Origin of the sequence: Anabaena sp. CCY 9402-a (assembly GCF_963920945.1) — a bacterium.
GTDB classification, from domain to species: domain Bacteria; phylum Cyanobacteriota; class Cyanobacteriia; order Cyanobacteriales; family Nostocaceae; genus Trichormus; species Trichormus minutissimus.
In genome coordinates, this window is sequence record NZ_CAWUDL010000001.1 from 127,119 (window position 1) to 145,400 (window position 18,282).

18 protein-coding genes and 1 tRNA gene are annotated in these 18,282 nt (G+C 40.5%); 11 read left to right on the forward strand and 8 right to left on the reverse strand.

Features of this window, described 5'->3' with window-relative positions; translation table 11 throughout:
* The first annotated feature begins 35 nt into the window (after positions 1-35).
* On the forward strand, positions 36-407 hold the full coding sequence (locus ACM0OR_RS00560; protein ID WP_414574587.1) for a four-helix bundle copper-binding protein: 372 nt from the start codon (positions 36-38) through the stop codon (positions 405-407).
* A gap of 128 nt (positions 408-535) precedes the next feature.
* On the opposite strand, the gene ACM0OR_RS00565 is transcribed toward ACM0OR_RS00560, so the two are convergent.
* The 3 genes from ACM0OR_RS00565 to ACM0OR_RS00575 are packed head-to-tail and all read right to left on the reverse strand — an operon-like array spanning position 536 to position 3,594.
* Entirely contained in the window at positions 536-1,450 is a 915-nt protein-coding gene (locus ACM0OR_RS00565) for a mechanosensitive ion channel family protein (protein ID WP_414574588.1), read from the reverse strand.
* Positions 1,451-1,467: 17 nt separating this feature from the next.
* Positions 1,468-1,848 (reverse strand): LapA family protein, encoded by a 381-nt coding sequence (locus tag ACM0OR_RS00570; protein ID WP_414574589.1) that lies wholly within the window; start codon positions 1,846-1,848, stop codon positions 1,468-1,470.
* A 6-nt stretch (positions 1,849-1,854) separates the two neighbouring features.
* Positions 1,855-3,594 (reverse strand): mechanosensitive ion channel family protein, encoded by a 1,740-nt coding sequence (locus tag ACM0OR_RS00575; RefSeq protein ID WP_414574590.1) that lies wholly within the window; start codon positions 3,592-3,594, stop codon positions 1,855-1,857.
* A gap of 795 nt (positions 3,595-4,389) precedes the next feature.
* On the opposite strand from ACM0OR_RS00575, the gene ACM0OR_RS00580 reads away from it, so the two are divergent.
* Positions 4,390-4,989 (forward strand): hypothetical protein, encoded by a 600-nt coding sequence (locus ACM0OR_RS00580; RefSeq protein ID WP_414574591.1) that lies wholly within the window; start codon positions 4,390-4,392, stop codon positions 4,987-4,989.
* Between the two features lie 53 nt (positions 4,990-5,042).
* On the opposite strand, the gene ACM0OR_RS00585 is transcribed toward ACM0OR_RS00580, so the two are convergent.
* From ACM0OR_RS00585 to ACM0OR_RS00600, 4 genes are all read right to left on the reverse strand, one after another.
* Positions 5,043-6,593: a mercuric reductase gene (locus tag ACM0OR_RS00585; RefSeq protein ID WP_414574592.1), complete on the reverse strand. Its 1,551-nt coding sequence runs from the start codon at positions 6,591-6,593 to the stop codon at positions 5,043-5,045.
* 202 nt (positions 6,594-6,795) lie between these two features.
* Positions 6,796-7,536: a TVP38/TMEM64 family protein gene (locus ACM0OR_RS00590; protein WP_414574593.1), complete on the reverse strand. Its 741-nt coding sequence runs from the start codon at positions 7,534-7,536 to the stop codon at positions 6,796-6,798.
* Between the two features lie 12 nt (positions 7,537-7,548).
* On the reverse strand, positions 7,549-8,289 hold the full coding sequence (locus ACM0OR_RS00595) for a TVP38/TMEM64 family protein (protein WP_414574594.1): 741 nt from the start codon (positions 8,287-8,289) through the stop codon (positions 7,549-7,551).
* 248 nt (positions 8,290-8,537) lie between these two features.
* Positions 8,538-9,239 (reverse strand): TIGR04283 family arsenosugar biosynthesis glycosyltransferase, encoded by a 702-nt coding sequence (locus ACM0OR_RS00600; protein WP_414574595.1) that lies wholly within the window; start codon positions 9,237-9,239, stop codon positions 8,538-8,540.
* Between the two features lie 155 nt (positions 9,240-9,394).
* Between ACM0OR_RS00600 and nrtS the strand changes: the two genes are divergently transcribed.
* Both nrtS and ACM0OR_RS00610 read left to right on the forward strand, forming a co-directional pair.
* The gene (gene nrtS / locus ACM0OR_RS00605; protein WP_323267085.1) at positions 9,395-9,619 is read left to right on the forward strand and encodes a nitrate/nitrite transporter NrtS; all 225 of its coding nucleotides are present in this window, start codon (positions 9,395-9,397) and stop codon (positions 9,617-9,619) included.
* 21 nt (positions 9,620-9,640) lie between these two features.
* Positions 9,641-10,651, forward strand: coding sequence for a sodium:calcium antiporter (locus ACM0OR_RS00610; protein WP_323267086.1), 1,011 nt, complete (start codon positions 9,641-9,643; stop codon positions 10,649-10,651).
* 1 nt (position 10,652) lies between these two features.
* Here ACM0OR_RS00610 and ACM0OR_RS00615 read toward each other — a convergent pair whose 3' ends face one another.
* Complete coding sequence (locus ACM0OR_RS00615) at positions 10,653-11,243, reverse strand: Uma2 family endonuclease (RefSeq protein ID WP_323267087.1); 591 nt, start codon at positions 11,241-11,243, stop codon at positions 10,653-10,655.
* Positions 11,244-11,463: 220 nt separating this feature from the next.
* Here ACM0OR_RS00615 and ACM0OR_RS00620 point away from each other — a divergent pair, with 220 nt between their 5' ends.
* From ACM0OR_RS00620 to ACM0OR_RS00650, 7 genes are all read left to right on the forward strand, one after another.
* Positions 11,464-12,699: an LL-diaminopimelate aminotransferase gene (locus ACM0OR_RS00620; RefSeq protein ID WP_414574596.1), complete on the forward strand. Its 1,236-nt coding sequence runs from the start codon at positions 11,464-11,466 to the stop codon at positions 12,697-12,699.
* 269 nt (positions 12,700-12,968) lie between these two features.
* The gene (locus ACM0OR_RS00625; RefSeq protein ID WP_414574597.1) at positions 12,969-14,201 is read left to right on the forward strand and encodes an RNA-guided endonuclease InsQ/TnpB family protein; all 1,233 of its coding nucleotides are present in this window, start codon (positions 12,969-12,971) and stop codon (positions 14,199-14,201) included.
* Positions 14,202-14,247: 46 nt separating this feature from the next.
* Entirely contained in the window at positions 14,248-15,561 is a 1,314-nt protein-coding gene (trmFO, locus tag ACM0OR_RS00630) for an FADH(2)-oxidizing methylenetetrahydrofolate--tRNA-(uracil(54)-C(5))-methyltransferase TrmFO (protein ID WP_414574663.1), read from the forward strand.
* Between the two features lie 91 nt (positions 15,562-15,652).
* Positions 15,653-16,147: a hypothetical protein gene (locus ACM0OR_RS00635; RefSeq protein WP_414574598.1), complete on the forward strand. Its 495-nt coding sequence runs from the start codon at positions 15,653-15,655 to the stop codon at positions 16,145-16,147.
* An 8-nt stretch (positions 16,148-16,155) separates the two neighbouring features.
* Positions 16,156-16,530 (forward strand): hypothetical protein, encoded by a 375-nt coding sequence (locus ACM0OR_RS00640; RefSeq protein ID WP_414574599.1) that lies wholly within the window; start codon positions 16,156-16,158, stop codon positions 16,528-16,530.
* 94 nt (positions 16,531-16,624) lie between these two features.
* Entirely contained in the window at positions 16,625-17,812 is a 1,188-nt protein-coding gene (locus tag ACM0OR_RS00645; protein ID WP_414574600.1) for a murein hydrolase activator EnvC family protein, read from the forward strand.
* Between the two features lie 41 nt (positions 17,813-17,853).
* A tRNA-Arg gene (locus ACM0OR_RS00650) sits at positions 17,854-17,926 on the forward strand.
* Positions 17,927-18,282: the final 356 nt, after the last annotated feature.

The window sequence follows — 18,282 nt, forward strand, 5'->3', positions numbered from 1 at the left end:
ATCGAAAAAATTCAGAAATAAAAGAGGTTTTGAAAATGGCAATACAACAGTTAAGTTTGCAAAAAGTTAACCAACAAAACCAAGAATGTATTCAAGACTGTTTAGACTGCTCTAATATTTGTTTAAATACTGTGACCGCATATTGCTTAACAAAAGGTGGTATGCACACAGAACCAGAGCATATACGATTAATGCTTGATTGTGCTGAAATTTGCCAAACCAGTGCTAACTTTATGTTGCGTGGTTCTGACTTGGATGTGCGTACCTGTGGAGTTTGTGCTGACGTGTGTGAACGATGCGCTCGTAATTGCGATCGCTTCGAGAATGATTCACAAATGAAGGCTTGTGCTGATATGTGTCGCCGTTGTGCCGAGACTTGCCGGAGAATGTCTATGGCTAGAGCATAACTAATACCGTTTCACTTTTAACTGTTAAGTTCTGCCTGCGAAGAAAATTAGATCCTAAGTTCCTTTCTGGATTTAAGAGCGAACACTAGCGAAACATGAAGCTCCCAATTATTTAAATTGAGAGCTTTTCATTTGCCATTTTTGATATTGATATCAAAGCTAGGCACTTCTACTAATTGGATGGTTGTAGATGCAACCGTAACACGTCCCAGAGAATTATCAAACTCGTCTAAAATTTGAGTAAAAAGTTGGTCTTTTTTCCCACGACGAGATTTATAATCAACAACATAACGCAGAGTAAATTCTGCCCAATTATCTGTGGCTGCAACTGTGACGGTTGGCTCGATTCTGGCATCTTCTATTAAGTACTTGTGTACCATATTTTGCCATCTTCCCTTGGCTTGTGATACGTAAGTACCTACCACATCCTCAGCGACTCGTTGCAAAATTTCTCTGGCTAAATAGCGATCGCTCCCATATTTTACAGGTATAGTAATTTCATCCCAAACAAAAGGAAAATCCGCAGAATAGTTAAATACAGGTTCTTTGAACACAAAACTATTCGCAATTCGCACAATCCGTCCATTGTAGAGATCAGCCTTTACCCAGTCACCACATTCCATTAATGTAGTACGTAAAATACTAATATCAATCACATCGCCAATAATACCCCCCAGCTTGACCCGATCTCCAGGCTTATAAAACTGACCAAAGGAAATAGCAACCCACCCGGCAAAACTAGCAATCACCTCTTGCATCGCAAAAGCGACACCAGCACCTACAACCCCAAAAATAACAGTCAATCTTCCTATACTATTACTGAACGCAGATATGATCACCAAGCCAATGATGACATACCCAGCTAAACTAATTCCTTTACGAATGCGATAGCGTAAATCAGTATCCTGGACTTGACGTGGTAATATTTTGCCTAAAATTCGGAAAATCAGGGCAATAATCACTATGCCAATACCGACTTCGATAAATTTTATTACTGCTGGTTTTGAGAGTAAGTTTTGGAGAGTTTGCCAACCTTCTGTCATAATAAAATCCTTCTATACTAATATTCAGAGATGTTTGAGGAGTAGTCTTGTTGATCATTTATAGGTTCAGATTGAGAATGTATTTGTGATTCTTGTAGGGATTGAACTTGATTTGTGACTGCTGTGAGGTTGTGATCGAGTTGTTCTATTTCATAGTTTTTTTCACTAATCTTGCGTTTTAAATTTGCTAATTGTCTCATACCTTTGATTAAAGTAGGAAGTGAAACTAACAACCCAAACAACACACCAAAGGTAAAAGTCAACAATAGCACTAGTGCCATTGATTCCTCAGTCTGCCAGCCTAAAAACTGTACTAGGATAGGACTTGAGTTTTGTAAGGCAAAAATCACAGCGAATATAGCTATTAATAATGCTAAAACTGTCAGAATTCCCATCATTATTTTTTACCCCTCTTCATGAGTTTCTGAGATATCTTTGCCGTTAGAAGGCTTAATGATACTATCTAAAGTAGACAGCCGAAATCCTGGGGCTTTGTAGTCTTTGGGTAGATAGTTTTCTGGTATAGTGATCTGATTACCATCTCTCAATGCCGAGTAATGAGGAGACAGTATTTCTATATCAGCTTCATTGCATTTATCTTGAATATTTTGATGGAGTTGTGAATAAATTCTAGCCATGATCATTGGCTTATTAGTATAGATATTTAGTTCATAACTAACATAGAAATCATCCAAACTAGTTTGTAAGACAAATGGTTGCGGCTCGGCTAAAACATTCTTAGTAACTAGTGCTGCATCAATTAATACTTGATGAACTTTACGCCAAGGAACATCATAACCTAGGGTAACTGTAGTGTGCAGAACTAAGTAATAATTAGAGTCTTGAGCCAAGGCACTATAGTTAATGATTTGACTAGTCAATACAGTGCCATTAGGTATAGTAATCACAACATTTTTGATCGTGCGGATTCTTGTGACAAAAAGATTTTTCTCAATAATATCACCAACTGCATCGCCAATTTTAATGCGATCGCCAGTTTGAAAAGCACGAGTGTAAATTAAAATAATTCCAGCTACAATATTGGCAATTACTGAACTTGAGCCAAGAGAGAAGAGAATACCTAAAAATACTGATATTCCTTGAAAAGCCGGTGAACCAAACCCCGGCAAATATGGAAATGCCAGAACTAATGCTAAAGCTATAATTAGAAAAAATACTAGTTTATAAGTTGGTTCTGCCCAATCTTGATAAAATCCCGGAAAAGATATTGTTCCGTTACCTAATTCTGTAAATAAATATCTAATAAATTTAATGACATAATAGGTAGAAATACAAATTACTGCTAAATAGAAAATGTTAGGTAAATAACCTAAAAATGCTATCCAACTTTTATATATTGCATCTAGTAAGTAATAAAAAAGTCTAGAACTAAGCTGTTTTGTCCAAGGAAAGAAACTCAACACTACAGAAAAATAGATATAGGCTACTCCCAATACGATAATTAAGCGGAGCGTTTTTGCTAATCTAACTACGATACTACTAACTCTCGAAGCTGGTAATAGTTCTAGATTCTGAATTCGTAATGCAGGAATTCTAATTCCCTGCCAAGTTTGTATTCGATTAATAATTCTCGGAAAAATTTGATTAAATACTTTAAAAGTAATAACTAAAATTAAGGTAGCAATTAAACTATAAACAGCACCTTTTATTAAATTATTTAAACTCCTTTCGTTCCTATAAATTTTAATAGAACTAGCTATTTTATTCAGATATACTCTAGCTAGTTCTTGTCTTGTTTGACCCGTGGGCTTCGCATCATTATCTGTAATTGTATATATTAGCTTTTCTCCCAATACGATATTTGAGGTATCTTGTTGGTCAGAAACCTGGAGATTATCAGGACTCATTGAAAAGTCGTTAGCTATAGTTTCAATTCTATTAATAACAGCTTTAGCTCGTTCCTGGGATGAAAAAGAACCAACACTTTGTTTAATTATAAATAATGTATTATCTCCTAATACTACTGGTGTACCATCTATTTTTTCAATGGCTTCTAAATTTTGATCAACTTTTGGAGCTTTATCTTGAGAATAACTAATAGGTATGGCATGAATAAGTATAAATACTATAAATGCCAAAATAATCAATTTATAACAGTATTTTCTAATATAGTATTTCATCATTTTTCATGAAAATATTTTTTGTAGATATATCATAAATAAATTGGTAATAACTCAACAATAATTTTTATATCAAATTAGGATAATAAGTCATTTATAGTCATCTTTAATTTAATCTGGAGACGCGATATATCGCGTCTTTACAAAGTCTTTGCATAACGCATATTTAATTCGTAAAGATGTATCTTTATTTATTGGTGTCAGCAGTTCATCATGGCTACTGAGGCAATTTATGAGTCATACTGACAATAATGGCATTGCCAGTGTATTATGTCGCAAAAGAAACTGTCATGTGGTAAGTAAGCATACTTGCACTTCATGGTGTATGATATTATTCATTGGGTAAGGACATCAAACTTATCACAAGTCACATTAATTGCTTACAGCTACTGGCACAAGCAACTAACAGAGTGAAAGCAACTGTCAAGCACTGAGCTAGTTCCCTGTTATGTAATGAATTTGATAAGTTTCCGCAATTTAGCAAACAGTTGCGCCAAATGAAGTAATGGCAAATTAGCAATCATTTGACTGGATATTATGTCAGACTTTTGTATCCCCAATAGCAACTAAGTCAGTCGTTACAGTTGAAAGTTTAATTTATTAAGTGTAAATAGATACAAATTAAAAGCTTGACTTAAATGATTTTAGCAACCATTACCAAAAAACAAAACTTACACACAACAATCGTTAAATCGTAGATGTCATGGATACTGTCATTAAAAGCTTGACTTAACTGATTTTAGCAACCATTACCAAAAAACAAAACTTACACACAACAATCGTTAAATCGTAGATGTCATGGATACTGCCACTAACAAACTTGCCACTTTATCTCCAAAATCAGCTGAGCAAATCATGGAAGCGGAGCGGATTCATGATGTACTGCTTTTGCTAGAAAACTTGTCCTGTAGAGAAGAAACAACTGTTAAGTTGATATTAGATTGTCTATATGATGTGGGGTCTGCTAACCTAATTAACCAAAAGTTTCGCTCACGGACAGTGAATGGCACACTGAAGATGATTGCTAGGTCTTCTAAGCCTGTATTCAGAATGATTGCTTGGCGATGGGTTAAGAAAAACTGCCCACAATTGATTACCGATTGGCTTTATGAACAGGTTAAATTTCAAAAGGCAACACCAAAAAAAGCCGAAATAGTTGTAGAAAATGCCCAAATTCCCACAGATTACCCCATAAAATCGGCAGACCAGACCAGAGAAATTAGATATCTTCGCTCTCAAGTCAGATTGTTAGTTGCTGTTTGTATGATTGCAATTACCTCCTTTGGTGGTAGCTTTTTTTGGCTTAGTTATAAATTAGAGCAAACACATCTGCAAACAATGCAAGAATTGCAAACTCAACTCAAAACTAAACAAACTAGTGTGAATACTGCTGACTAGCTTGAAAAAGGGAGTGGTAGTAGAGACGCGATATATCGCGTTTATACTTGGTGTTACGAAAACTTCGTTAAAAATCCCAAAAGTTTTTTTGTTTTTGGTGTCAGAAGTGTACGACGATAAGCGTCTGCGGCTTTTTTAATTGCTTCAGCTTGGGTGGGATAAGGATGAATCACATTACTCAACTTACTTAAACCAATTTTATTGACAATTGCTGTTGTCACTTCCGAAATCATCTCGCCTGCATGACTAGCGACAATTGTTGCACCGAGGATTTCATCAGAACCTTTTTTGTGGTGGATTTTCAAGAATCCTTCTTCTTGAGCATCTGCGATCGCGCGATCTACACTACTAAAAGGAATCTTAATTGTCTCTACATCAATCCCCTTCTCCTTAGCTTGATGTTCATACATCCCTACATGGGCAATTTCTGGGTCAGTGTATGTCACCCAAGGCATAACTAAACTACTCAGTTGAGAACGTCCTAAACCAAAGGGAGAAAACAGCGTATTCTTAATGACAATTCGTGCTGCTGCATCTGCCGCATGGGTGAACTTCCAATTCATGCAGATATCTCCAGCCGCATAAATCTTCGGGTTTGTCGTTTGCAGGTAATCATTTACCTTCACACCTTGGCGTTTGTCGTATTCTACCCCGACAGTTTCCAAGTTCAGTCCTTCCACATTCGGCGCACGTCCCGCACCTACTAAAATTTCGTCTACAGTCACCGAATCTCGATAATCATTCACAGAAAAATACAGCCGCTTCCCATCGGTGACACTTACCACCTCTTCTAACTTGCAATTCAAGACTAAGCGGATTCCATCGCGGATTAAAGCCTGCTGTACAATTTGCGCCGCATCCCCATCTTCTTTATTGAGAACATGAGAACCGCTATGGAACAGCACCACCTCACAACCCAAACGCCGGAATGCTTGAGCCAATTCGCAACCAATAGGGCCACCACCAATTACGGCTAATCGTTCCGGCTTTTGGATGAGAGAAAATACCGTTTCATTAGTCAAATAACCCGCCGCTTCAATACCCCGAATCGCTGGTTTTGCCGCCCTTGCACCAGTTGCAATCACAGCTTTTTTAAACTTGAGGATTTTACCGCCAACTTCCACCGTATCTTTGCTAGTGAAGCGACCACTACCTAAGAAAACATCCACTCCCAGGGATGAAAAACGTTCCACCGAGTCATGGTGACTAATTCCCGCCCTGACGCGCCGCATTCTTTGCATCACAGTAGAAAAATCAATTTCAATTTGTTGTTTGGGAATATTAATCCCCAAACTTTTCGCATTCCAAATTTCCCCTACCACCCGCGCCGACCGAATCACAGTTTTAGAAGGTACGCAACCCACATTTAAGCAGTCTCCTCCCATGAGATGCTTTTCAATCAATGCGACTTTCAAACCCAAACCCAACCCAGCCGCACCAGCCGCCACCACTAACCCCGCAGTTCCAGCACCAATGACCACCAAGTCATAACAATCAGCAGGTTGAGGATTCACCCAATTAGGCGGATGCACATAAGAAACCAACTTCTGGTTATACTCATCCACTGGGCGAACAATAACTCTCTCTAACTCGGAATTGGACATTGATGGTATCTCCTTTAGAAATTTTAAATTTAACTAAGAGTAGTGAGTGCTGAGTGCTGTTAGCGGAGCGGGGCGTTAGCCCGTGCTGAGTAGTGAGTAGTGAGTAGTGAGTAGTGAGTAGTGAGTGGACATTGTATTTTTCTCCTCCTGCTCCCCCTGCTTCCCCTGCTCCCCCTGCTTTCTTTTCCCCATTCCCCAATCTTTACAAAACTTCCTCATTTAAAGCTTTTTGAGCAATGCGGGTGACATAGATGGTGACAGCCACCGTGGCGATAAAACCCACAATCCGAATTGCCCATTGTGCTGTGGGGTTTGTGGGTTGACCTTCAGTCCCAATCATAGCGAGGTTTCCAGCTAGAGAACCAATGTAAACATACATAATAGTTCCGGGGATCATACCAACAGAGCCAATAAAGTAATCTGGGAGTGAAACTCCTGTAATTCCAAAGGCGTAATTTAATAGATTAAACGGAAATATAGGGGAAAGTCTGGTTAAAAGCACAATTTTTAAGCCTTCTTTACCCACAGCCCGGTCAATGGCGGCAAACTTTTGATTATCAGCGATTTTTTGGGCAACCCAACCCCTTGCTAAATAACGTCCCACTAAAAAAGCAGCTGTCGCCCCTAGGGTTGCACCAATGAAAACGTATATTGAACCCCAAACGACACCAAACACTACACCAGCACCCAAGGTGAGGATTGAGCCAGGTAGAAAAGCCACAGTAGCAATAATATATAGTGCAATAAAAGCGATCGCTCCTACTGTTCCCAAACTATCAATCCACTGCAAAGCATTGCGTAAAATGGTTTGGGGATGCCAAGAACTAGGATTATCTATGGTTTGCGCCGCCGCCAAATCTGTGTTGACGAAGAAAGCGATCGCTACCGTCAGCAATGTTAAACTGAATAACTTAACACTCTTGTGATTCAATATATTTTTCATAACTTTTACCTCTTAACTCCCGTCTCCTGCATCGACAACCATACTTTTATTTAAAGCCTTTTGAGCAATTTTTGTAACATAGATAGTGACACCAATAGTTGCAATTAAACCAAGAATTTGCATTAATAACTTCAGCATTTGCGTTTCTGGCGTGACTGGTTGATGAGTCGTATCCAGCATTGCCAAATCACCAGCTAAAGAACCAATGTAAACATACATCATAGTTCCTGGTAAAATCCCAAAAGAGCCTAAAATATAATCTTTCAGAGAGATTTGCGTCACTCCAAAAGCATAATTCAATAAATTGAAAGGAAACACAGGAGACAGACGCGTTAACAGGACAATTTTCCAACCTTCTTGCGCTACAGCTTGATCAATAGCTTTGAATTTAGGATATTTTGCTAGTTGTTTGCAAACCCAATCTCGTGATAAATAGCGTCCGATGAGAAAAGCCAGAGTTGCGCCCAGAATTGCGGCAATTAACACATAAATCGAACCCCAAACAACGCCAAATAAACAACCAGCTTTCAACGTTAGCAGCGAACCGGGGATAAATAATAAAGTGGCTAAATTGTAAATAATTATATAGGCGATTGCCCCCCAAACTCCCAGACTATTCACCCAAGTGACTAATGTGTCTAAAATTATTGGGAAATTAAATTGTCTTGCAGCGATTATTAATATAACTACCAAACAACTTAACAGCAGGAGTTTAAGTTTGCCATTGAATCGCATTTGATACTTGGGAATCATGGGATCACCTGAGTTTTTAACGTTCCTGTCAACCACTTACGGATGATTTTTGTAAAAACAGCCGAAAATCTCAACATTCCTGAATTTTTGACAGTTCTCATCCCTACCTCCCCATAGAATATGCCACTTAGATGAGAAACAGCTTAAAAAAGGATAAATCCTGAAGCAAATTCTCCGCACACCTCTGCGTATACCTCTGCGATACTTTGCGTTTAAACTTCCGCCCTCAATTCACAAAACATCACAAATTACTTAAAACCCCGACGATACAACTTACGCAGTCGCTCTGGTGCTACACCTAATAAATAGCCAATCACCACAATTTGATTAATTAGAGTAGTTTTCAATAAACCCTTTTGCAACCATCTCCGGGATGAAGTAATAACTGGCACAGATAAAATAAATATTTTACCGATACGTTGCAAACGCCGGATGAGTTCAAAATCTTCCATAATAGGCATTTCAGGAAAGCAGCCAATTTCTTGAAATACAGATTTAGTCATAAAAATTGCCTGATCACCGTAGGGCATTTGCCAAAAATGCGATCGCCATTTCACCCCCCATTCCACCAATCTTAAAGCAAAAATGGGTGCATCTATCTGCAAAGTAAATGCACCAGCAACCACCCCAGGCTGTTGCAGTGCTGTCCGAATCATCTCGTCAAAACCCATTGGTAAACGCGTATCTGCATGGAGAAACAGCAAAATTTCCCCACTAGCCACAGTCGCGCCTAGATTCATTTGCACGGCACGGCCAGGAGTAGATAAAATCACTTTGACACCCATAGCATCAGCTATAGCTACAGTCTCATCTTCAGAGCCTGCATCTACAACTATTATTTCTATATTTTTACTAGATTGAGTAGTGAAAATAGCTTGTTTAATATTCGCTGCTTCATTGAGCGTGGGAATAATGATAGAAATTTTAGTATTGTTAATATTTTGACCCATGAGTAGTTACCCTTCCAAGGTAAATCATAAAATATCTGCTTTTCTCTGTGTGCTTCTGTGGCTTATAAATCATTTATATAACCACGGAGACACAGGTGACACAGAGATAAAAGATTAAAAAGGGATTTTTTGACGAAAATTTTTACAGGTGACAGATGAAAGCTATTAGAGAATATTGTTTGTGTCTTGGCAATAAAAAGATGATGCCGACGGCGGTAAAAGTTGCGCTGGTGGTTGGTTCTATTTTATTTACGATTAATCATGGTGCAGCACTAATCAAAGGTCAAATGACTGGCGATCGCTGGATTGCTGCAAGTTTAACTTACATAGTACCTTACTTAGTGAATATTCACGGTCAATACATTAGTCGTTACAAATAAGAAAAGTCACTCCACATAATCATGCTACTTTTCCTTCAAGTCCTTGTGTGCTTTATTTTAGTGATTCTAACAGGTGCAAAACTGTCACAAAGTGCCGATATTTTTGCAGAGAAAAGCGGACTAGGCCGGACTTGGGTTGGGACAATCCTGCTAGCAGGCGTGACATCCTTACCCGAATTAGCCACAGGGATAAGTGCCATTGTCATTTTTAATTCCCCCGATTTGGCTGTAGGTGGTATTTTGGGGAGTTGTTTGTTTAATTTGCTGATTTTAGCACTACTGGATATCTTTACAGGCCCCGATCCTTTACTCAAACAAGCACAAATCAGTCACGGATTAGCAGCGAGTCTCGGCTGTGTGATGCTGGGTATAGCTGCTGCTGGAATGTTTTTAGCAAAAACCGAAATTAATCTAACTTTAGGATGGGTTGGTATTCCGAGCGTTTTACTCATTTTGCTTTATTTCGTTAGTGCTAGAGCCATTTCTCAATTTGAATCTAGACGACGTATGGAAGTGCTAGAGGAAGAAGAGGAGATGTTTCAATACGAACACATCACCACCCAGCAAGCCTATCGACAGTTCACTTTATTTGCAACTGCAATTGTAGTTTTAGGTATATGGCTGGCATTTTTAGGTGATCGAGTTGCTGAGGTGACTGGCTTAGAGAAGAGTTTCATCGGTGCGATTTTGTTAGCAACAGCAACATCTTTACCGGAAATTGCTGCATCTATCGCAGCTATTCGATTGGATGCCGTTGATTTGGCAGTTTCTAACGTTTTTGGTTCTAATTTGTTTAACTTGGCGATTTTGGGTATTTACGATTTCGCCTATTTGCCGGGTAGTTTGTGGTTAACGATGAGTCCGGTACATATTTTCACAGCTATTGTCGCAATGGTTATGACCTCAGTGGCGATCGCAGGCTTAATTTACCATGCCGTCAGTCGCTCCCGAATGTACATCACCTTAGATGGACTAACGATCATCTTTCTCTACATTGGCGGAATGTATGTTGTTTACCGTAATTTATCGTAAATTACGAATTACGAACAGCTTGCTCAAACTCAACCACAGCATCATATTGGTCAGGCATAGCGATATAATGTAGCAACAAAGCAGGGTCTAAATCTGGAAAAAACCCACTTCTGTCTACTTCCTGATACTCACCACTCTCAGTCAGACGAAATATCTTTATAGTATGAGATTTCCAAAACCAAACTTCAGGTACTTTTTTGGGTTTAAATAACTCTTTCCTGTCAATAGTGCCACTGGTAACAATAACTTCAATCACAATGTCAGGAACTTCTCTTTCTTTACCGATGCTATAAGACTCATCTGGTGTACCAGAAGCGTACCCTTGTTCTTCCAGAGTGAAGCCACCACGTCTATAAAACCTGATACCCAATACTCTCATATAAGCTTCTAGCAGCAAGCCAACGGTACTTTTCACTTTTTCATGTTTATCTCCTATTGGGGACATGATCTCTAAAACTCCTGACAAATATGACAGTCGGACACTGCGATTGCCCAACAAATGTGACTCAATACCTTTGAACTGTTCCCAAGAAACATCCTTGAGAGTTACCAATTTTTCTTCTGTGGGCTGGTCTACAAGTGGGATGCTCATAACAACACTGCCTTAACAAGAATAATCATATGCTCACTCAATTTTAGTATTTAACAGAGTTACCAGTGATAGAGACTAATATTTTTCCTCAAAACTCATTACTCATGACTCAAAACTCATTACTCATTACTCATTACTCATTACTCAGCACTCCTCACTCCTCACTCATGACTCAGCACTGGTAAGCTGTTTTATCTAGGTCTTTTTTTTCAACTTGACTATGGCAACTATTAACGACAACTACCTAAAACTCAAAGCTGGTTACTTGTTCCCGGAAATTGCGCGGCGGGTAAATGCCTTTGCCGAAGCTCATCCTGATGCTAAAATTATTCGTTTGGGAATTGGGGATGTCACCGAACCATTACCAGAAGCTTGCCGAACTGCAATGATTCAAGCTGTGGAAGAAATGGGCGATCGCTCTACTTTCAAAGGCTATGGCCCAGAACAAGGGTATGCTTGGTTAAGGGAAAAGATTGCGGCTCAAGATTTCCAAGCACGGGGTTGTGAAATTGATGCCTCAGAAATTTTTATCTCGGACGGTTCTAAGTGCGACTCAGGTAATATCCTTGATATCTTTGGTGATAACAATATTATTGCTGTTACTGACCCAGTTTACCCCGTATATGTAGACACAAACGTCATGGCGGGACATACTGGAACTGCCAATGAACAAGGGGAGTTTGAGGGTTTAGTTTACCTCCCTGTCACCGCAGAAAACAACTTTACGGCAGAAATTCCTACCCAAAAAGTCGATTTAATTTACCTCTGTTTTCCCAATAACCCCACAGGTGCAACCGCCACTAAAGAACACCTCCAGGCGTGGGTAGACTATGCCAAAGCTAATAACTCGATTATTTTCTTTGATGCAGCTTACGAAGCATATATTACAGATCCAGCCCTGCCTCATTCTATATATGAAATTCCCGGCGCGAGAGATTGTGCCATTGAATTTCGTTCTTTTTCCAAAAATGCCGGCTTTACTGGAACTCGTTGCGCCTTGACTGTTGTACCCAAAACCTTGACAGGTAAAGCCGCCGATGGTTCTGATGTTGAACTATGGAAACTTTGGAATCGTCGTCAGTCTACCAAATTTAACGGTGTATCCTACATTGTGCAACGAGGTGCGGAAGCCGTCTACTCTGAAGCTGGACAAGCACAAATTAAAGCATTAGTGAGTTTTTATCTAGAAAACGCCAAAATTATCCGCGAAAAACTCACCGCCGCCGGACTAGATGTATATGGTGGAGTAAACGCGCCTTATGTGTGGGTAAAAACTCCCAATGGTCTTTCTAGCTGGGATTTCTTTGATAAATTGCTGGATACCTGCAATGTTGTTGGTACACCTGGTTCTGGTTTTGGTGCTGCGGGTGAAGGCTACTTCCGCATTTCTGCATTTAACAGTCGCGAAAATGTAGAAGAAGCAATGCAGCGTATTATTAGTAACTTTACATCATAGCTTCTCCGTTGTAGCCAGATTGTTGTAGGGTGGGCAATGCTATAAAACACCGATTTTTACCTTGCTGGCATTGCCCAGCTTACCGTTATTAAGAATGGTGCAAAATATAAATACCTTCCCAGCAAATTATCGAAAATTTGGGTTAAAAACCCCGTCGTTCTACGACGGCTTTATCCTTTTGTAGTAGCATAAAAGTGTGGTTAATTGGTCGTACCACTTTGTGGTTCGCGGTAGCTTGCTACGCGTAGCATTTTTGCCAGGGAAAAGCCATGATTGTTTACGAGTTTAAGGTTAAGGGTAAAGAAAAGCAGTATCAGGCAATAAACGAAGCAATTCGTACCAGCCAATTCATTCAAAATAAGTGCTTACGCTACTGGATGGATAACAAGGATTCAAAGGTAGATAAGTATGCTTTGAATAAATATTGTGCTGTATTAGCTGCGGAATTTCCTTTTGCTGATGAACTCAACTCAATGGCTAGACAATCTGCTGCTGAACGTTCTTGGAGTGCAATTTCTCGGTTTTACGACAACTGCAAGAAAAAAGTTAAAGGTAAAAAAGGGTTTCCTAAATTTAAGAAAAACTGCCGTTCAGTTGAATATAAATCAACGGGATGGAAGCTAACTCTGACTCGTAAGTCTATAACTTTCTCAGATAAGAAAGGTATTGGAACTCTGAAATTAAAGGGAACTTACGACCTTAATTACTACGACATCAAGCAGATTAAGCGTGTCCGTTTGGTACGTCGTGCTGATGGCTATTACGCCCAATTTGCAATTGATACTGATGCAAGGATAGAAACTCAACCCTCACATCAATTAGTGGGTATTGACTTGGGATTGAAGTATTTCATTGCTGATAATAAAGGCAATGTAGAACCATCCCCCCAATTCTACCGCAAGTCAGAAAAACAGTTAAACCGTGCTAATCGCAAAAAGTCTAAAAAGTTCAGTAAAGACAAAAAGAAAGCTCGCGCAAGGCAATCTAACAATTACCACAAAGCTAGAAATAGATATGCTCGTAAGCATTTAAGAGTAAGTAGGCAACGAAAAGAGTATTGCAAGAGATTGGCATACTCCGTTATCCAATCTAATGATTTGGTAGCTTATGAAGACTTGAATGTCAAAGGGTTGGTACGTAATCGACATCTAGCTAAATCAATTAGTGACGCTGGTTGGTCAACTTTCCGCCTGTGGTTGGAATATTTTGGTCAGAAATATGGGAAAGTGACAGTTGCTGTTCCTCCCCATAACACGAGTCAAAATTGTTCTAACTGTGGTGAGAAAGTGCAGAAATCTTTGTCTACAAGGACTCATGTTTGTCCACATTGCGGATATGTGGAAGACAGAGATATCAACGCAGCAATCAACATTTTGAGACTAGGACTCAGTACGGTAGGGCATACCGGAACTTACGCTACAGGAGATTTGCCCTCTTGGGCGATTGGCCGGGGCCTGTCGTCTAACGGCGAGTCTGTGAATGTAGAATCCCCACGCCTTTAGGCTGGGGAGTGTCAACTTTAACAAACTAGGAATTACAAAAATGACTATAGACAAACAACCAATACAAGTAATTGGAGGTGGACTAGCTGGGACAGAGGCTGCATGGCAAATAGCCCAAGCTGGAGTACCTGTAATTTTACATGAGATGCGCCCTAAACGCTTCAGCCCTGCCCATCATACCGAAGATTTGGCAGAGTTAGTATGTAGTAATTCCTTTGGCGCAATGGCAAGCGATCGCGCGGCGGGTTTGCTGCATGAAGAATTACGTCAACTAGGTTCTGTTGTTATATCCAAAGCCGATGAACACGCTGTTCCGGCTGGGGGTGCGCTGGCTGTAGATAGAGGACAATTTGGGCAAGATTTAACCCAAACGTTAGCTAATCATCCTTTAATTGAGTTCCGGCGCGGGGAAGTCCCAGCCATCCCTGAAGGAATTGTGGTTTTAGCAACCGGCCCCTTAACCAGTCCCGACTTAACAGAGGACTTACACCGCTTCACTGGAATGGAATATATGAGTTTCTTTGATGCGGCTAGTCCCATCATTGTAGGAGAGTCCATCAACCGCGATATTGCCTTTATGGCATCACGCTATGACAAAGGTGAAGCCGCCTATCTGAACTGTCCCATGAACAAGGAGCAATATCTACGGTTTTGGGAAGCACTGCGTCAAGCTGAACAAACAGAACTCAAGGACTTTGAGAGGGAAACCGCGAAATTTTTTGAAGCCTGTCTCCCCATTGAAGAACAAGCACAACGGGGAGAGGACACGATGCGTTACGGCCCTTTAAAACCAGTAGGGTTGTCTGATAGTCGCACCGGGGAACGTCCCTATGCAGTGGTGCAGTTACGACAAGAAGATAAAGTCGGTCAGTTGTGGAATATGGTAGGCTTCCAAACAAATCTGCGTTGGGGTGAACAGAAGCGAGTCTTCCAAATGATTCCCGGTTTGGAGAAGGCGGAATTTGTGCGGTTGGGAGTCATGCACCGCAACACCTTTATTAATGCACCCCAGTTAATGCTACCGACTTTGCAATTTAAACAGCGTCCGACATTGTTGGCGGCTGGACAGTTGATTGGGACTGAAGGTTATACAGCAGCAGCAGCCGGGGGTTGTTTGGCGGGAATTAATGCTGCACGGTTAGCTTTGGGTAAAGAACCGATGATGCTTCCCAATACAACTATGATGGGGGCATTGTTTGATTTTATCAGTTCCGCTTCGCCTAAACATTTCCAACCGATGCCGCCCAATTTTGGGATTTTTCCCGATTTAGGGGTGAAAATCAAAAACAAACAGGAACGTTACGGACGTTACCGCGATCGCTCCTTGGCTGATTTGGCTAGTTGGAAAGCTAATTTATAAGAGTTATTAGCCTTGAGAGTTTTCATTCCTATTGACCCCAAATCAATAGTACGTACAATTATACGTAAAGATAATTGATAACGCATAACCTATGAATCTGGGGAATTTGGGAAATATTTACTCAGATGAGCTAATTACAGCCACTGAATTGAATCGTCAACCTGGACGAGTTCTAGACAAAGCTTTAGAACGTCCAGTAACAATTACTCGTAATGATCAGTCTTTTGCGTTGTTGCGTCGGGAAGAAGTAAATTCTCTAGTTAAGACAGCAACACAGAGCAAAGCTGTTTTTGAAGGATTAACCGTGGCTTTTTCCCTATTATTGGGTAAAGAAATCGGTTTTGAGCATCCCTATGGATGGCTGAGTGTATTTGAACAAGATGAGCTGCAAGACTTTATCAAAGAACTCAGTGAGGCTTTTCGGTTAATAGATTCCTCAACTACAGCATGGGAGATGATTGACGCGATTATTCATGAATGGTACGAGAGTGCGATCGCGATCGCTAGTCCTGAACTCGCAGCAGCGTTTAGTGCTGAGACAGATGAAGTACAGTTAACCAAGCCATCTGCTGAGAATGTTGTGTGAATAAAAGTATGTCAGACAATCCAGCAGAAAATGCCAAGGTGGAGAATGTAGAGCCACCAGAAGTTGAATTGACGGCTTCTGCATTATCTGAGATAGAAAGCACTTGGTTAGTAGTAGCTAAAAATCGTCGAGTCAATCGAGACTGGGAAGCTTTAATGCAGCGTCATCCAGAAAACACACGTCGATGTTATGAGGATTTGTGTACCGCACCAACCACTAGACAGCCTGGCCGTGTTTGCCCTTTAAAGGGCAAACTTTATCAAGGTGCATGGGAATATGAAGTGACAAAAGGGGACAGAGTGTTTTACGTTCCTAATCAAGAACAGTTAAAAATCGTTGTTTATTACGCAGGAAAACATCCAAATTCTGCACCTAAACCGTAAATTATCCAGATCACAGACAGTTTGCTGTTAGATGTTCTTCAGTTTTGGGAACAATGTTATCTATGCTTGCAATCCCTTGGCTGAACATAACGGCATGAAAACGCCATTGATTCGACACTGGAAATTGTGCTGGTGTTTGCTGATAATTTGCTGGATTTTGGTTTGGCTACCAGTATCTGCAACACCTCCAACAGTTAACAACCTCCGACAACAACAGCAACAAATTGATCAAGAACGCCAGAATGTGATTCAGGAACGCGATCGCCTGACTAATTTACAACAGGCGGCGCAAAATCACCTGACTGGGATAGCCAATAACCTGCAAACTACCAACAGCCAAATTCAAGAGAGTGAGGCGCGATTACAAGCTGCTACTCAACGCCTCCAGCAACTAGAAGCTGATTTGTATGTGGCGGAACGTGCATATGGAGAACGCCAATTAGCAACCATAGCTAGGTTAAGGTATCTCCAGCGATCGCCAATCAGTCAAGGATGGGCAGTATTATTACAAAGCCGTGATATCAGCGACTTTATCAGCCGTCGCTATCAATTAAAGTTAGTGTATCAGGCTGACCAACAAATTTTGGCGAAGCTCGAAACTCAAGCCACACTGATTAATCAACAAAAAACCCAATTAGAAGAACAAAAGAACGAAGTTGCTTTAATTAGAGAGCAATTATTATCACAAAAAGCTGATTACCAAGCTCAAGCACAGTCTCAATCAGAATTAGTTCAAAGGCTAAATAGTGATCGCCTAGCTTTAGAAGCTGCACAAAATCAACTAGAAAGAGATTCCCAAAATTTAGAAACCCTCATTCAACAAAAGGTAGCAGAAGCCAGAGCCAGAGAGGAGGCGCAAGCTAAAGCCAATAACCGCAAAAACGTTTTTATTGGCGGTACTGGATTATTTGCCCTTCCTAGCAATGCACGTACAAGCAGTTCCTTTGGCTGGCGTGTACATCCCATTCTCGGTTATCGCCGCTTTCATGCTGGGTTAGATTTTGCTGCTAGCTACGGAAGTACCATTCGCGCCGCCGATTCCGGGATGGTGATTTTTGCTGGTTGGTATGGTGGTTATGGTAAAACAGTAATTATCGATCACGGCAGAGGTATAACTACACTATACGGACACAGTAGTGAATTATATGTGACAGAAGGACAAACAGTGCAAAGAGGTCAGGCGATCGCATCCGTCGGTTCTACTGGTTTATCTACCGGGCCACACCTGCATTTTGAAGTCCGCCGCAATGGTACACCAGTCAACCCAGCCGATTATCTGTAACACCAAATGTTTGATATCGTGATATAATCAGTCAATAACGAGGGCGCGTAGCTCAGTGGATAGAGCAACAGATTCCGGTTCTGTGGGTCGGGGGTTCAAATCCCTCCGCGCTCGTTTTGGTAGATTGGTAAGTGTTTGTTAACTAAAATCTACAATAAATATTAAGTAGTTTGTGTTACTGCAACTTAGGGAATTGAGCGTTAGCAAGGATAAAATTTAGCCGTAAGTAAAACAACACTCAACGCACCCTACAGTTCCAGGGTTAGGGACTTCCAGATAAAAAAATATCTAAACTGTAGGGTGCGTCAGTTCAATATCACCTAACTATACTCAGAAATTATTCATACTGACGCACCCTACCCAACCGCCAATTGCGGATAATTTATGTTTTGGTGTTCCCTGACTAAAACTAACGCGATGTGCAACTTATTTTTGAAACCCCTCTCCAAACCTCTCCCCTGCAAGGCTAC

Coding starts and splice junctions, on each gene's coding strand:
- ACM0OR_RS00560 (WP_414574587.1), top strand. CDS start 36: ATGGCAATACAACAGTTAAGTTTGCAAAAAGTTAACCAACAAAACCAA.
- ACM0OR_RS00565 (WP_414574588.1), bottom strand. CDS start 1,450: ATGACAGAAGGTTGGCAAACTCTCCAAAACTTACTCTCAAAACCAGCA.
- ACM0OR_RS00570 (WP_414574589.1), bottom strand. CDS start 1,848: ATGATGGGAATTCTGACAGTTTTAGCATTATTAATAGCTATATTCGCT.
- ACM0OR_RS00575 (WP_414574590.1), bottom strand. CDS start 3,594: ATGATGAAATACTATATTAGAAAATACTGTTATAAATTGATTATTTTG.
- ACM0OR_RS00580 (WP_414574591.1), top strand. CDS start 4,390: ATGGATACTGCCACTAACAAACTTGCCACTTTATCTCCAAAATCAGCT.
- ACM0OR_RS00585 (WP_414574592.1), bottom strand. CDS start 6,593: ATGTCCAATTCCGAGTTAGAGAGAGTTATTGTTCGCCCAGTGGATGAG.
- ACM0OR_RS00590 (WP_414574593.1), bottom strand. CDS start 7,536: ATGAAAAATATATTGAATCACAAGAGTGTTAAGTTATTCAGTTTAACA.
- ACM0OR_RS00595 (WP_414574594.1), bottom strand. CDS start 8,289: ATGATTCCCAAGTATCAAATGCGATTCAATGGCAAACTTAAACTCCTG.
- ACM0OR_RS00600 (WP_414574595.1), bottom strand. CDS start 9,239: ATGGGTCAAAATATTAACAATACTAAAATTTCTATCATTATTCCCACG.
- nrtS (WP_323267085.1), top strand. CDS start 9,395: ATGAAAGCTATTAGAGAATATTGTTTGTGTCTTGGCAATAAAAAGATG.
- ACM0OR_RS00610 (WP_323267086.1), top strand. CDS start 9,641: ATGCTACTTTTCCTTCAAGTCCTTGTGTGCTTTATTTTAGTGATTCTA.
- ACM0OR_RS00615 (WP_323267087.1), bottom strand. CDS start 11,243: ATGAGCATCCCACTTGTAGACCAGCCCACAGAAGAAAAATTGGTAACT.
- ACM0OR_RS00620 (WP_414574596.1), top strand. CDS start 11,464: ATGGCAACTATTAACGACAACTACCTAAAACTCAAAGCTGGTTACTTG.
- ACM0OR_RS00625 (WP_414574597.1), top strand. CDS start 12,969: ATGATTGTTTACGAGTTTAAGGTTAAGGGTAAAGAAAAGCAGTATCAG.
- ACM0OR_RS00635 (WP_414574598.1), top strand. CDS start 15,653: ATGAATCTGGGGAATTTGGGAAATATTTACTCAGATGAGCTAATTACA.
- ACM0OR_RS00640 (WP_414574599.1), top strand. CDS start 16,156: ATGTCAGACAATCCAGCAGAAAATGCCAAGGTGGAGAATGTAGAGCCA.
- ACM0OR_RS00645 (WP_414574600.1), top strand. CDS start 16,625: ATGAAAACGCCATTGATTCGACACTGGAAATTGTGCTGGTGTTTGCTG.